The following is a 14,984-nucleotide window of genomic DNA, read 5'->3' as shown; positions in this document are numbered from 1 at the left end:
TATTCCAATAACTATTCTTCCTCTGGGGAATTGTTTCTGATTCAATAATAATTTTAATATCATAAGCTAAATGTTAAACAAAGGAGATTTTATGGATTTTAACCAGTTTAAAAATAAGAGAATATTAATTATTGCGGGACTTGTTGCTGTATTTACACTTCTCTCCTTAATGATCCGGCTTATCCCTGCCGGAAATTTAGTTGCTGTGGACGGGGTAAATCTGCTTGGCAATGATCCGTGGTATAACCTGAGGCAGATTGAGCTCCTGATATCGGACTCGCTGCAGTACCCGTGGTATGACCCGATGACAAAATACCCTATTGGGACTAACAACTTCTGGGGGCCGCTCTATCCCCTCATTGCAGCAGTTATGTGTATTGTTACCGGTGCGGCAACACGCACCGACATCATGTACGTCTCTTCCTGGCTGCCTGCCCTTATGGGTGCTGCAATGGTGCCTCTGATGTACTTCACAGGTGAGCGCCTTTCCGGGTATAAAACCGGACTTATTGCAGCCTTTCTGGCAGCAATAGTGTCCGGACAGTTCTTTTACAGGTCTCTCTTCGGGTTTGTGGATCACCACGTGGCAGAGGTCTTCTTCAGTACTCTCTTCTGCCTTGTGATTCTCTTCTATCTCTCATATGTCAGGGATAATCCTGTAAATCTGAAGGATACGGAATCACTTAAAGTTCCGGCAATGATAGCCGCAGGGGCAGGATTTGCCTATTTCCTGGGTCTTGCCGTAATGCCGACAATGCTTCTCTTTGCATTCATTATGGCTGTATATACCGGAATTCAGTTCATCTATGATCATATCAAGAGTAAACCGTCAGATTTTCTTCTTCTGTTCAATGTGGTTGCATTTCTGACAGCCATAGTCCTCTATGTTGCACTCATCGGCATCAGGTTTGAGGGCTTTGATATGGCAAGATATTCTGTCGGTCATATTTTTGCATATCTGGCTCTGATCGCCGGAACGGTGGTATTATATGCCCTTTCAAATAAACTCTCGGATAAACCGTCATACTATTATATCGGGGCGATATTCGGGCTTGCAATAGCAGGTCTGCTTGCTCTTATGGTCGTCCTGCCTGACCTGTACACAATAATAGTGAATGGCCTGTGGAGTTTTTTTGGATATCAGACGACACTTTCAACAATCCAGGAGGCAAACCACTGGAGCCTGGGACAGGCATGGAATGCATTTAACTTCGGCCTGATAATGATAGTCCTTGCATTCTTTGTGATGGTCTATCAGTTTATCCGCGAGCACAAACCGGAACTTATCTTCACCATTGTCTGGTCGCTTGTTATTCTTTATGCGACAACCGTTCAGCTGAGATATGAGTACTATCTCGGCGCAAACATTGCATTGATGTCAGCTTTCTTCATAGCGTGGACGCTTGATTACGGCCTGAAGGATATACTCGGATTTGCCGGAATAAAGCCTCAGGAGAAAGTTACCGATGAGGTGGCTGAAGAAGAGAATTCCGGGAAAAAGAAGAAAAAGCCGGCAAAGAAGGTTCATGTTTCAAAACCAAAAACAGTCCCGGCCGGAATCACCGTTGTTGGTGTAATATTTCTGCTTCTCTTCAGCTATTTCTCACTAAATGTCGATCTCGCTGTCTCAAATAATGTTGATGGCATAAACGGAGACTGGATGGAGTCGCTTGAGTGGATGGGTGCGAATACCCCAGAAACCGGAGTTGATTATTACAAACTATATGAAAAAGAATCCTTTGAATATCCTGAGGGGGCCTACGGTGTTATGTCCTGGTGGGATTACGGCCACTGGATAACTTTCAATGCCAAGAGAATGCCTAATGCAAACCCGTTCCAGGAGGGAGTTGCCGGCGAGAACGGTGCTGCTGCATTTTTTGTTCAGACCGATGAGAGCGCTTCAGACCGCGTGCTTGACAATCTTGATACAAGGTTTGTCATAACCGATATTGAGATGGATACCGCCAAATTCTGGGCAATGGCAACGTGGTTCAATCCGGAACTTCAGCAGTCCCCGTATGTAATGAATCTCTATCAGCACCAGGAGGACGGTTCTCTGACTCCTGCCACACTGTACAATGACAAATATTTCCGGACGATGATCTCAAAACTGCACAACTTTGACGGTTCGCTTGTCATACCGTCTGAGGTGCTGTATGTCGAATATGTCAGCGGGGATATGTACGGCGCACCGCTGCCAATAATATCAAAAGCTGAGTATATGCCTTACGAAACTGCTGAGTCTGCGGTTGCAGAGTTTAACGGTAAGAATACGAAAGCAGGCGCTGCCCTCCTGAGTCCTTCAGTTGTTCAGCCTTCTACAAAGGTGCCGGCGCTTCAGCATTACAGGCTTGTGCATGAATCCCCGACAAACCTCCTTCAGGGACAGGGTAGTGCTGATCTCAAGTACGTCAAGACATTTGAGTACGTGCCCGGTGCAAAGATCCGTGGTAACGGTATTATTGCAATAAACCTTGAGTCAGATCAGGGCAGGAAGTTTACATATATGCAGGAGAGCGTAAACGGTGAATTTACAGTTCCTTATTCTACCGGCGGTGACAATTACGGGACGAAAGTTCTCTCTGATTATACAGTCATAGATACCAAAGAGACATTTAAGGTTTCAGAGGATGCTGTGTTAAACGGCCTTTATGTCAACTGAAGCTTAAATATATCTCAAATTATACTTTTTTTGATACTGCCCTTAAAAGAAGACTGAATTCTTTCTTAATCACCTCTGCGGATGACAAACGGCTGCGGTGCCATAATTTTAAAATTTTAGTGTAAATCCCCCTGGTCTTTAGCCAAGGGGATGTAAGCGACACATATAAATATTGGCCATTATAATGTGGGAAATATATCGATTACGATAACCAAGTATTCGATATGTTACACCCTTGGGACGAGGGGTAGAGCCTGTGGACTTACGAACAATGGTTTGGGGTATGAAGCAGGAAGCCTCTGGGCCTTTAGCCCAGAGGTAGTTCACTTGGTGGAGCGGAAGAATAATCCGGAAATCTGACTCTACGAAAAAAAGAATGGATTATTTTTTAATCCTTGTGGGGTCCATATGGGTGACCTCAAATCCCGGTATAATTATCCTTACCACCGGGATATCTGTCTTACTGAGGATGCAGGCGCATATCCGGTCGGCATGCATCTCAACCTCTTCTGTCACCCGCTTAATATCACCGTCAACCGAATCGGTGCTTCTGTCAGGAATAACAGATAGTTTTACTGTATCTTCATTCTCCCTGAACCACATTCTGTTGATCTTTTTAAGTCTCTCATATCCGGCTTTCTGAATCATAAGATTTTTAGCGGCATTTTCGTTCTCTCCTGCCAGGAGTGACGCGCGGCTTTTTGCAATTCCGGTGAGTGCCCTTATAACTGCAATCTCTGGGTTAAGGTGCGCACCTGTCCCCATTACAAGCATTGCAGGATCTTTTGTCTCTGTATCGTCCGCTGCCGCAGCTACCACAGGCACGGAAGTTTTTCCGTCAAGAAGCCACAGGTGAATATCTATCCCGTTTTCCACAAATTTACCCAGGAGATCTTTTGCAGGGCCCTCTGTATCGATCACAACTCTTCTGCCAAGCATTCTTTTGCTTTCGGCAATGCTTATGGCGTCCTTTTCTATTATCTGATACATGGCATGCAGTATGGCCTCTTCCATATTGTTTCCGGCTGCAAGTCCGGTTGTGCTGCTTTTAAACAGCTGGTTGGCCATTCCCGGAGGGTCATACGGGTGATATACAGCATTTGAGGGAATAAGGACCTCTTCTTCGTTCAGTAAATCCCACACCGGACTCCAGTAAAGCAGCTGGTTGTTTTCAGGCTCCTCCGGCAGAATCAGCTCTCTTGGATCAACAGCCCTTGCCGGCCCGAAATTCTCGTAACTTCCGGTGATGAGCCTCTCGCCGCGATATTCCGCGCAGTAACTCTCCACCGCATTCATTATCGCCGCAATTTCAGCATCGTTTGGTGTCAGGCCCTTTCCTGTATGTTCCTTTGGTGCGCCGGGCCTGGTGTCAGGTGTTTTTGCGGAAAAAACCGGGATTTTTACCCTGTCAGAGGTTGTTAAATCCCTTACTTCAGTGACTCCTATGTCCATAAGAACTGATTTTAAGAGCTTTAAGGTCTCTTCAGGATCTTCTGACCTCTGCATTATGCTATGGCCAGTTTTTTTAACATTTCCGATAGCTATTGGTTCGGCACTGTACATTACTGAAAAATTGGAAAAACAACCATATATTATAGCCGACACAAAATTCATTACAGGTATGGAATCAGTTGCTGTAGGTTCGTTTGTCAGGTATCCGAGAACCGGTACTTCAGGCAGGGTTGATTCAGTTGAATTCTTTGACGGAGAGGAGTTTGCGAGAATTGAAGAGACCGGTCTGTACTACCGGACGGATACTCTGATACTCACGGATAAATATGAGAAGAGAGCTGAGCGTGGTGAACATTCCGGCATTGAAGGGCTGAAATATGAAAAAAGTCTTGATTCTGACGGAATCAAAGATGCGTTTGATAAAGTGGATGGTGTTGGTGCGGGGTAATAACTGGAAAATATTATTTTTGTTGTCCTGGCACAGTTTATCTGTCTGCGCCTGAAAATATCACTCTTCAATCGCAATTGTTGTGAGTTTTACCGACTCCACGCCCTTCTGCGCCATCAGGCTCTCAGCGATCTTTTTAATGTCACCCGCATCTCCGCGTACAAGAATGATCTCCAGGCATTTGTCATGTGAGACATGGCTGTGCAGGGATGACTGGATTATGTCTGTATGCTCATGCTGTATCTCGGTAAGTGTCTGAAGAAGTCCCCGGTGTTCATGGTCATAAACCATTGTAATTACTCCCTGTCTTTCTCCTGTAACATCAGACATCCACCTGTAGTAAGTGATGTAATTTCTGATTGCATCGCGGATTCCCTCTGAACGGGATGAATATCCTCTGTATTCCAGAATTTCATCGAATTTATCCAGAAGGTTTTTTGGGAGCGATATTCCTATTCTTGAAAGATCTGATTCCTGTGACATTTTACTCACCGTTTAGTTATTGTGTCTATTAGAAATAATTTATTTCGGACGTTTTACTATTTGAGTGAATTATTAAAAAAATTTCTTACTTATTATGTTCTGACAAAGTATTTCGATAAGAAAAAATTGTGTATTTTTATCGTATCCCGTAAACCGGGATAAGGGGTAATAATTGCGGGGTGTGTCCGGTTATATATCGAATCAGCTCTTTAATTCATAATCTGTCTGTTTTTTTGCCGTATTTGTGTTGCTATCATCACTTTAATGAGTTTTCATTTCCCACAGATCAGGTATAAGTAATATTGTCATATATTTATAAGGAGGTTTGAGTAGTAGTGAGCGATCCATTAATCCCAAGTGTAAATATCGGTCTTGTTGGTCATGTTGACCATGGAAAGACAACCCTGGTGTCACATCTGACCGGCCAGTGGACAGACCGTCACAGTGAAGAGATAAAACGCGGAATATCAATCAGGCTTGGCTATGCCGATGCAACATTTTATGAATGTCCTGAATGTGAAGGTCCTGAATCATATTCGACAGATAAGGTGTGTCAGGTATGCGGCAGTAAAACCGAACCTTTCAGAACAATTTCATTTGTAGATGCGCCGGGGCACGAGACTCTTATGGCAACGATGCTCTCAGGCTCTGCACTCATGGACGGCGCAATGCTTATTATTGCAGCCAATGAGAAGTGCCCCCAGCCGCAGACAAAAGAGCATCTGATGGCCCTTGAGCTTGTCGGAATTGAAAATATTGTAATTGTTCAGAATAAGATAGATGTTGTTTCCCAGGAAGCAGCACTTGCTCACTACCAGCAGATTAAAAAATTTGTAAAGGGCACCATTGCTGAGGATGCCCCGGTAATTCCTGTTTCAGCACAGAAGGGTATCAATATGGGCGCGCTTATTGAGGCGATCAATGCCCATATCCCTGTACCTGTAAGAGACCCCGAAGATGACCCTCTGATGCTCGTCGCCCGTTCTTTTGATATTAACAAACCGGGATGCAGCTGGCGGGATGTCAGGGGCGGTGTCATCGGAGGTTCCCTTACACAGGGTGTCTTAAATGAAGGCGACGATATTGAGATTCGGCCCGGAAGAAAGGTTGAGGCAGAAAACCAGATCCGGTGGGAGCCGATTCAGACAAAGGTGACGACCATGAATTCCGGTTCAAGAAAGGTTGCTGAGGCAACTCCGGGCGGACTGCTTGGTATAGGAACAAAACTTGATCCTGCAATCACAAAGAGTGATGCACTTTCCGGACAGGTTGCAGGGCATGTTGGCAAACTACCTCCTGTCTGGAACAAACTCTCGTTTAAAGTGTCGCTAATGGATCGTGTTGTCGGGGCGGATGATGAGTTTACTATTGATCCACTGAAGCACAAGGAACCACTGATGCTCTCTGTCGGGACAGCGGTTACAGTTGGTGTTGTTACTAATACCAAAAAGGATGTAGTGGAAGTTGTTCTCAAAAGGCCGGTCTGTGTAGCTGTTGGTTCAAGGATTGCAATAAGCAGGCAGGTCGGTGGCAGGTGGCGCCTGATCGGAATGGGAACCCTGGTAGAATAAAGGTAATCTTTGATGCCAATGCCCTTATGATTCCGGGGCAGTTTGGTGTGGATATCTTCTCTGAGATAGAGGGTGTTTTAGGTTCATATGAACCCCTGACCCTTGAGGATGTCCTATCTGAACTGAAGGGAATTTCGACCGGAAAGGGGCGTGATTCGTCTGCGGCACGTGTCGGAATAATGCTCTCTAAAAGGTGCAGAGTCGTTAGCGGCCCTTATTCCGGCTTAACTGTTGATGACAGAATAATCTCGTATGCAGAATTCTGCGGCGGGATTGTCGCAACAAACGACCGGGGACTGAAAGAGCGCCTCCTGGATAAAAATATAGATGTAATAACCTTAAGAAAACAGAAGACATTTGAGATTATTAAGGCCTGAAAAATCACCGGAGATTAAATATGTATTTTAGAATGACGCTTGAGGATAAGGTGCGTGTGCCCCCTGACCGCCTTGGTGAGGACCTTGAAATTGTTGTTATGGATGAACTTCAGAAACAGCTTGAGGGCAGTATAGACAAGGATATTGGAATATTTATTGCAGTAACTGAGATTAAGGAGATCGGAGAGGGAGATATAATTCCCAGTGACGGCGCTGTTTACTACTCTGTAATATTTGATTCAGTTGTCATGAGGCTTTCAATGCAGGAGATAATTGAGGGTGAGGTTGTTGAAACCACAAGTTTTGGCGCTTTCGTCTCTCTTGGTCCGATTGATGCAATGCTCCATGTCAGCCAGATTTCCGATGAGTACATAAATTATGACGAGAAGAACGGAAGGCTCGTCTGTCAGGAGAGCCGCAGGCAGATTGCAGTCGGAGACGGTCTGCGTGCACGTGTAGTCTCGCTCTCACTCTCAGAAAGGGACCCAAGGGAGAGCAAAATCGGTCTCACTATGAGGCAGGCGGGACTTGGAACTGAGGCCTGGTTAAAGGAAGAGGTTGAGGGAGAGATAGCGGATGGCTCCTCGCAATAAGAAATCCATTAAAGTATGCCGCAACTGTCACCACGTTGTTGACGGTGAGTCATGCGTGACCTGCGGCAGTTCAAATCTCAGCGATGACTGGGGGGGCTATCTGTATATTGTGGATCCCAAAAACTCAGACATTGCAAAAAAGATGAATATTGACATGCCCGGAAGGTATGCCCTTAAAGTTCGCTGAATATGTGGTATCTTCCAGAAGAGCATCGCAGCAGGTTTAAAGAGCCCTTTGGAGAGCTTTTTACTGATATAGTCTCGGCTCTGAATTTTTCAGGTGAATCTCCGGTCTATGCCGTTGGGGATGTTGTAACGTACAATCTCGCCAAAAACGGTGTTGTGCCTGAAGTGGCAGTTATTGACGGCATAACCATGAGAAAGATCTGCACCAAAACTCCGGTTCTGCCGGCAGAACTGGTTGAGGTTGAGAATCCTGCGGGGACGATCACACAGGAGCTTATCAATGTGCTTCTTTCAGCTCTAAAGAATCCTCCCGTTCTTGTCTATGTTATTGGCGAGGAGGATCTTGCAGTTATTCCGATGGTGATGTATGCACCTTTAGGCTCGGCAGTCTTTTATGGTCAGCCTGGTGAAGGGGTTGTTGTCAGGGTTGTTGATTCCGAATCCAAAAAAGTAGCAGAAGAGCTTTTTTCACTGTTTGTTAAGAAGGATATTCCTGATTCTTCCGGTTGATATGTTTAAATAAATCTGCGGACAATATCTGAGGGATATCGATGGACTTTGTATTCGTAAAAGAAGAGGAAAACAAGCTTCTTAACCGCACTGAGCTTGATTTTGTAATTAATTATGAAGGCGCTACACCTTCAAGGAAAGAAATTCTCGGCAAACTCTGTGCAATGCGCAATGTGCCGGTGACGAACTGTGTCGTTGATTCACTTAAGAGTGAATTCGGTAAGCAGGAGATCATTGCAAAAGCACGTATTTATACAGATGCAGAGGCTCTTAAGTCAACTGAGCTTGATTATCTGGTCAGCCGCAACAGCGCTGCACCTGAGGCAGAGGCAGAAGAGGAGGCCTGAATATCATGGTGAGCCGCTATAAATATTATAATGTTGAGGGTGACAGGGCAGAGGTGCAGAAGAAGAACTGCCCGCGCTGCGGACCCGGAGTCTATATGGCTGAGCACGGGGACCGTGTCTCCTGTGGCAAGTGCGGATATACAGAATTCAATAAATAAGAATAATGCCTGAACCGGGGCTTATACTGGGTATTGAGGGGACTGCCTGGAACCTTAGTGCCGCAATTTTTGGAGAGGATGTACTCTCTCTGCATTCAAAACCATACAGCCCGCCGACCGGTGGTATTCATCCGCGCGAGGCTGCACAGCACCACGCATCTGCTTTAAAGGACGTTATATCAAAAGTCCTTGAGGGCCATAATCCGGCTGATATTTCCGGTATTGCCTTCTCGCAGGGGCCAGGGCTTGGTCCGTGCCTGAGGACAGTCGGTACTGCTGCGAGGGCATTGTCTCTCTCTCTTGGTGTGCCTCTGATCGGTGTCAATCACTGTGTTGCGCATGTTGAGATTGGCAGGTGGCAGTGCGGCTGTGATGACCCTATAGTGCTCTATGCCAGCGGAGCGAATACACAGGTACTTGGTTTTTTAAAATCACGATACAGGATATTTGGAGAGACCCTTGATATCGGCCTTGGCAATGCCCTTGACAAGTTTGCACGCAGTAAAGGGCTGCCACACCCCGGAGGGCCGTTAATTGAGAAATATGCACTTGAAGGGTCTCCTGTTGATCTGCCCTATACAGTGAAGGGTATGGACCTTGCTTTTTCCGGCCTGATGTCTGCCGCAAAAAGCTGTAATGCCCCGATTGAGGATGTCTGTGCCGGTTTTCAGGAGAGCGCCTTTGCAATGTGCGTTGAGGTGACCGAGAGGGCGCTTGCACATGCCGGCAAGAATGAGGTTTTGCTTGTCGGAGGTGTGGGTGCGAATACAAGGCTCCGGGAGATGTTAAAGTCCATGTGTGAGGAGAGGGGTGCTGAATTTTTTGTCCCTGAGAGGCGGTATATCGGGGACAACGGTGCTATGATCGCTCTGACCGGAAAGATCATGCTTGAGGCAGGCCAGACTGTTTCTGTCAGAGATTCTGCTGTAAACCCGTCCTTCCGCTCCGATGAGGTGGAGGTTTTATGGCGGAAGGATACCGGGGATCTGCCATACAGGTCTGCCAATATGCTCTCTGACGGTTTTGCACGGGGTGCGGAGGCACTTGTCAGTGAGAGGGGTGATTATGTGATTAAGAAGCGCCTCTCCAAGAGATACCGCTCTCCTTCACTTGATCAGAGGCTCATATCTGAGAGGACAAAGGCAGAGGCCAGGTTAATCTCGCTCTCCCGGAGGTCAGGTGTCCCTACACCTGTAATCTATGACATCACTCATGACTCCATCGTAATGGAGAAGATAAACGGCCTCATGCTGAAGCAATCGCTTACTGTTGAAGATGTCATGGATGCCGGAAGAATTGTCGGCAGGCTCCACAATGCCGGAATCATTCATGGTGATCTGACAACTTCCAATATCATAGTCCGGGAATATGACGGAAGGTGTGTTCTGATTGATTTTGGTCTTGCGTTTATATCATCAGAGATTGAGTCAAGGGGGGTTGATCTTCATGTATTCTTCCAGACACTTGAGAGCACTGCACCTGACCATAATGAACTCAGGGATGCCTTCTGCACCGGATATAAAGAGAGTTTTGCAGAGGCTGCTGAAGTTCTGGAGAGGGTTGAGGAGATCAGGCTCCGGGGCCGTTATCTCCACTGAAGTTCATCTCTTCTCCTTATCTCAATATATTTTTAAGTTATATACCGTTTTTCTCATATCTTACTGCACCCGCCTTAACACGGGTTTATTTGTGCAGGTGTATTATCCAGTCTGCCTGTTTCACCGGTCCGGATGAATGTGGGATTTATTGTGAGAAACATTTCTTCGTGCTTAGAGTGTTGATATCAATATGCCGGTATGTTGTGCTGATTTGTTGTGCCCAATGTACACGTCTGTTAGTAAATGCCCGTCATTCATTTCAAATTATCTTTAAATTCTCATTTGTGGATTTATTTTATTTTTTTGTCCTGTGTCGCCATATATATATGTTCCGGATTTTAAAATGTATATCAGGTATTCGGATGGCTGCAAATAATATGTTTAATATTCTCTATGTTGATGATGAAGAGATTCTCCTTACGGCAACTAAGATATATCTGGAAAATTCCGGAGAGTTTCTGGTTGACACAGCATCTTCAGCAGATGAGGGGCTGAACAAAATATATGGCAACAGTTATGATGCAGTTGTCTCCGACTATGAGATGCCTGAGATGAACGGTGTTGAATTTTTAAGCAGAGTCAGGTCCACAGGCAATGATATTCCGTTTATTATCTTCACCGGAAGAGGGCGTGAAGAGGTTGTTATAGATGCCCTGAACAATGGTGCGGATTTTTACCTCCAGAAGGGTGGTCAGCCGAAAGCCCAGTTTGCCGAGCTTACCAGTAAAATAAGCCAGGCAGTCAGAAGAAAGAAAGCTGAATCTGAGATCGAAGCCGGAAAGAAACAGATGATTGCACTCCTGAATGCTGCAAGTGAGGCCGAGATGCTGATCTCTCCGGAAGGAGAGATACTTGCAATAAACAGGCTTATGGCAGAGAGGTTTGGGAGAGACCCGAAATCCCTTCTTGGCGCCAGTGCCTTTGACTCTCTGCCCTGCGGCCTTAAAAATCTGAAAGAGATAATTCTGTCTTCTCTTCCGGAGGATTCCGGGCAGTATTTCTATGAAGAATCCTCCGGCGAAAGATATTATAATAATACAATCAGTTCTCTCTCAGATTCATACGGTGATGTTGCCTCATATGCTGTCTTCTCAAAAGATCTTACTGCTAAACTGAACGCAGAGTCTTCTCTTGCAACAGCAAAGGAGCATCTGGATGTCACCCTTAAATCGATCGGAGACGGTGTGATAGTTACAGATGAGAATGAGAATATTACTGCAATAAACCGTGTTGCAGAGAAACTTACGGGCTGGAGGGAAGAGGATGCAAAGGGCATGCATATATCGGACGTATTCTGCCTTTCAGACCTTTCAGACAACAATATGGTTGTTAATCCGGCAGGTGAGGCGATTCACTCCGGTAAAACAGTGAACCTCTCTGATAATATTCAGCTGGAATCAAAAGACGGCTTAAAATACATTATAGGGGACAGTGCAGCACCAATCAGGGATAATAATTCAGATATCAGGGGTTCAGTGATCGTCTTCCGTGACATCACCAGAGAGAAAGAGGCACAGGATTACCGCCTGAGGCTTGCTTCGATAATTGATTCGGCAGATGATGCAATAATCAGCAAGAACACTGACGGCACCATAACAAGCTGGAATAAAGGTGCGGAAGAGATATTCGGCTATTCTGAAGAGGAAGTTATTGGAAAGAATATCGGTATACTGGTTTTGGAAGAGGATAAGGATGACCTGGACTCCGTTATGGGCTGTGTCTGCCGTGGGGAAAAAATAAAACACCATACGGCCCGCAGGAGGAAGAAAGACGGCCTTATTATTGATATTTCCCTCACAATGTCTCCGATTGCTGATGATGACGGTGAAATAACCGGTATTTCAACTATATCCCGGGATATCAGTGATATTATTAAGTCGGGGAAGAAGCTTAAGGAGAGTTATGAGTGGAATTCGACTGTCTTAAAGAGCATTGGCGATGCGATTATTGCAACTGACCGCAACTGCAATGTAACATACATGAATCCGGTCTCTGAGCACCTGACCGGATGGACCCTTAAAGAAGCAAAGAACAGGCCACTAAGTGAAATTTTCAGGATAACCAATGAATATACCGGGGAAGTCGTTGAAAGTCCTGCTGAGAAGGTGATCAGGGAAGGCCGTGTTGTCGGACTTGCAAATCATACTGTTCTCACCGGGAAAAATGGTGAGATCTGGCCTATTGATGACAGCGGTGCTCCTCTCATCGGTTTTGACGGGGCCATTAATGGTGCCGTAATTGTATTCCGGGAGATTTCGGAGAGAAAGAAATCTGAAAAGCTTCTGAAGGACTCTGAAGCCAGATACCGGGCACTGTTTAACTCCACAGGGGCTGCAACTGTGATTTACGGCCCTGATAATATCCTCCTCCTTGTAAATTCCGGATATGAAAAATTATCCGGATACAGCAGGGCTGAAGTTGAAGGCAGGATGAGATGGACTGATTTTGTTCATGAGGACGATCTCAGGCTTATGCTTGATAAATATTCCCGGAGGCCGAAAGGAGGGGAATTTTACCATGATTCCTACGAGTTCAGGTTTGTGGACCGCTCCGGCAGAATTCATGACATTCTTTTAATTTTTGAACGTATTGTGGGAAGCAGCAATGTTGTCTGCAATTTAATTGATATCACCGCCCAGAAGAGGGTTCAGAGGGAACTCTTTGAGAGCGAGAATAAATTAAAGGCAATACTCGACAGTCTTCCTGATGTAGTTGTCCATAAAGATCCTGAACTCAGGATATTGTGGGCAAATGCTGCCGCAAAAAAGCTGAGTCCGGATATTATCGGTAAGACCTGCTATGAAGCATTTCTGGGCTGTGATAATGTCTGCGATGAGTGCAATGCCTTAAAAGCCATGGTTTCCGGTGAGATTAAACACAAGACCATTTTTCACAGGGGTGTTGCGGGTGTTGGTGACAGTTACTGGGATAAGACGTCTGTCCCGATAAAGGATTCTTCAGGGGGATATTCATCAGTCGTTGAGATGACCAGAAATGTTACCAGCAGCAGGCAGTCAGAAAGAAGGACGGTGTTTCAGCATAATCTTGCTGAGAAGTTAAGTGCAACGTCCTCCCTGCAGGATGCCCTGAAGATGATATTTGAGAGTCTGACGGGTAATTCAGGGATGAACTCGGGTATGCTCTATCTGAGTGACAGGCTGAACGGCGGACTGTCACTGACCCTGCACAGAGGCATCTCCGGGGAATATAAATCAGCTGTAAGTTATATCTGCCCTGAAAGTCCGTGCTTTTGTCGTCTGGCACATAAAAAACCGGTATATGGTGTTTTTGATGATATCAGTCCGAACCTGAAGGATGTTTCCCGGCGTGAGGGTATTAAATCCTTCGCTTATCTTCCTATTGTTGCCGGTGCGGAAATTATCGGGGCCTATTTCCTCTTTTCACGCGATGAACCGGAAGTCACACTCTTTTCAAAGGATATTCTCGAATCGGTAAATGATCTCATCGGAAATACACTCTCAAGAATTATTGCCGAGGAGGAACTGCGTGAATCAGGGGAGAGGCTTGACATTGCACTGAAGAGCGCTGAACTGTTTGTCTGGGAATATATGGTCGGGGAAAATAAAGTTGTCTGGGACCATAACCTGCTTACAGGACTTGGATACTCCTGCGGCAATACTGTTGATTTATCCTGGTGGGAATCCCTTATTCATCCGGAAGACCGGGAGGAGAGGAGAAATAAATTAAGGCTGACTATTGACGGCAGTGAGGATTATTATTCCGGTGAATACAGGATTCTGTCTGCCGGTGGCGAATGGAGATGGATAAGGGTTCTTGGTAAGGCAAAAAAGAGGGATGATGAGGGTTTTGCGACACATCTTGCAGGTGTTATCCAGGACGTCACTGAATCAAAGGAGGGTGAGCTTGCCCTTATGATGGCCAATAAAAAGCTGAATCTTCTCTCAAGCATAACGAGGCATGATATCTTAAACCGGATAACTCCTACGCTGATCTATCTTGAGATGGCTAAGGGATTGTGCGAAGGTGATGAGAAGGTAACTGAGTACCTGAATTTCATGGAAAAATCAGTGAATGATGTCACAACTCAGATATCCTTTACGAAGGACTATCAGGATCTGGGGCTTAAAAGTCCGCAGTGGCAGAATATCGGCACTGTGCTGGATAATGCGGGTTTAAATGCCGGAATATCTTCTGTCTCTGTTGTGAGTTCTGATCTCTGCTGCCGTCTGGAAGTTCTGGCAGATCCTATGTTTGAGAAGATATTCTTCAATCTCCTTGACAATTCCCTGAGGCACGGGGGTAATGTCTCAAAAGTCTCAGTCCGGTGTACTGATGATGGTGAGGTCTGTAAGGTGATATATACTGATGACGGCTGCGGCGTTCCTTCTGATATGAAAGGTAAGATCTTTTACAAAGGAGTTGGCAGCAATACAGGGCTTGGCCTTTTTCTGGCTAAGGAAATTCTGGATATTACCGGAATTTTGGTTGAGGAGAATGGCATTTATGGTGAGGGTGCAAGGTTTGAGTTCTCTGTTCCCAAAGGTAAATGGAGATATTCGGAAGAATATTGATTATTATGTCAGTTTAACGCATGTTTGATTATTAAGTCAGTTTAAC

Annotated in this window: 13 protein-coding genes; 11 read left to right on the top strand and 2 right to left on the bottom strand. The window is 45.5% G+C overall.

The window, feature by feature from the left end; all coding sequences use genetic code 11:
* The first annotated feature begins 91 nt into the window (after positions 1 to 91).
* Positions 92 to 2,662: an oligosaccharyl transferase, archaeosortase A system-associated gene (locus METLIM_RS06165; RefSeq protein WP_004077077.1), complete on the top strand. Its 2,571-nt coding sequence runs from the start codon at positions 92 to 94 to the stop codon at positions 2,660 to 2,662.
* Between the two features lie 381 nt (positions 2,663 to 3,043).
* Here METLIM_RS06165 and METLIM_RS06160 read toward each other — a convergent pair whose 3' ends face one another.
* A complete protein-coding gene (locus tag METLIM_RS06160; RefSeq protein WP_048145684.1) occupies positions 3,044 to 4,168 on the bottom strand; it encodes a YcaO-related McrA-glycine thioamidation protein in 1,125 nt (374 codons plus the stop codon).
* A 67-nt stretch (positions 4,169 to 4,235) separates the two neighbouring features.
* Here METLIM_RS06160 and METLIM_RS06155 point away from each other — a divergent pair, with 67 nt between their 5' ends.
* Positions 4,236 to 4,562 (top strand): DUF2098 domain-containing protein, encoded by a 327-nt coding sequence (locus tag METLIM_RS06155; RefSeq protein WP_245543604.1) that lies wholly within the window; start codon positions 4,236 to 4,238, stop codon positions 4,560 to 4,562.
* Positions 4,563 to 4,622: 60 nt separating this feature from the next.
* On the opposite strand, the gene nikR is transcribed toward METLIM_RS06155, so the two are convergent.
* Positions 4,623 to 5,045 carry a nickel-responsive transcriptional regulator NikR gene (gene nikR, locus METLIM_RS06150; protein ID WP_004077074.1) on the bottom strand — a complete coding sequence of 141 codons (423 nt, stop codon included), beginning with the start codon at positions 5,043 to 5,045 and terminating at the stop codon, positions 4,623 to 4,625.
* Between the two features lie 335 nt (positions 5,046 to 5,380).
* On the opposite strand from nikR, the gene METLIM_RS06145 reads away from it, so the two are divergent.
* The 9 genes from METLIM_RS06145 to METLIM_RS15470 all read left to right on the top strand — a co-directional run bounded on the left by METLIM_RS06145 (position 5,381) and on the right by METLIM_RS15470 (position 14,938).
* Complete coding sequence (locus METLIM_RS06145; protein WP_004077073.1) at positions 5,381 to 6,616, top strand: translation initiation factor IF-2 subunit gamma; 1,236 nt, start codon at positions 5,381 to 5,383, stop codon at positions 6,614 to 6,616.
* Complete coding sequence (locus METLIM_RS06140; protein WP_004077072.1) at positions 6,580 to 6,993, top strand: type II toxin-antitoxin system VapC family toxin; 414 nt, start codon at positions 6,580 to 6,582, stop codon at positions 6,991 to 6,993. Before METLIM_RS06145 ends, METLIM_RS06140 begins: the two co-directional genes overlap by 37 nt.
* 20 nt (positions 6,994 to 7,013) lie before the next feature.
* A complete protein-coding gene (locus METLIM_RS06135; protein ID WP_004077071.1) occupies positions 7,014 to 7,586 on the top strand; it encodes a DNA-directed RNA polymerase in 573 nt (190 codons plus the stop codon).
* Complete coding sequence (gene spt4, locus METLIM_RS06130) at positions 7,570 to 7,773, top strand: transcription elongation factor subunit Spt4 (protein WP_004077070.1); 204 nt, start codon at positions 7,570 to 7,572, stop codon at positions 7,771 to 7,773. The genes METLIM_RS06135 and spt4 overlap by 17 nt, the downstream gene beginning before the upstream one ends.
* Before the next feature lie 2 nt (positions 7,774 to 7,775).
* Positions 7,776 to 8,282: a GTP-dependent dephospho-CoA kinase family protein gene (locus METLIM_RS06125; protein WP_004077069.1), complete on the top strand. Its 507-nt coding sequence runs from the start codon at positions 7,776 to 7,778 to the stop codon at positions 8,280 to 8,282.
* A gap of 41 nt (positions 8,283 to 8,323) precedes the next feature.
* Entirely contained in the window at positions 8,324 to 8,629 is a 306-nt protein-coding gene (locus METLIM_RS06120; RefSeq protein WP_004077068.1) for a 30S ribosomal protein S24e, read from the top strand.
* A gap of 5 nt (positions 8,630 to 8,634) precedes the next feature.
* The gene (locus METLIM_RS06115) at positions 8,635 to 8,787 is read left to right on the top strand and encodes a 30S ribosomal protein S27ae (RefSeq protein WP_004077067.1); all 153 of its coding nucleotides are present in this window, start codon (positions 8,635 to 8,637) and stop codon (positions 8,785 to 8,787) included.
* 5 nt (positions 8,788 to 8,792) lie between these two features.
* Positions 8,793 to 10,385 carry a bifunctional N(6)-L-threonylcarbamoyladenine synthase/serine/threonine protein kinase gene (locus METLIM_RS06110; protein WP_004077066.1) on the top strand — a complete coding sequence of 531 codons (1,593 nt, stop codon included), beginning with the start codon at positions 8,793 to 8,795 and terminating at the stop codon, positions 10,383 to 10,385.
* A 362-nt stretch (positions 10,386 to 10,747) separates the two neighbouring features.
* On the top strand, positions 10,748 to 14,938 hold the full coding sequence (locus tag METLIM_RS15470) for a PAS domain S-box protein (protein WP_004077065.1): 4,191 nt from the start codon (positions 10,748 to 10,750) through the stop codon (positions 14,936 to 14,938).
* Positions 14,939 to 14,984: the final 46 nt, after the last annotated feature.

The sequence above is a fragment of the Methanoplanus limicola DSM 2279 genome, from assembly GCF_000243255.1.
GTDB classification, from domain to species: domain Archaea; phylum Halobacteriota; class Methanomicrobia; order Methanomicrobiales; family Methanomicrobiaceae; genus Methanoplanus; species Methanoplanus limicola.
This window is presented reverse-complemented; position numbering and strand designations above follow the sequence as displayed.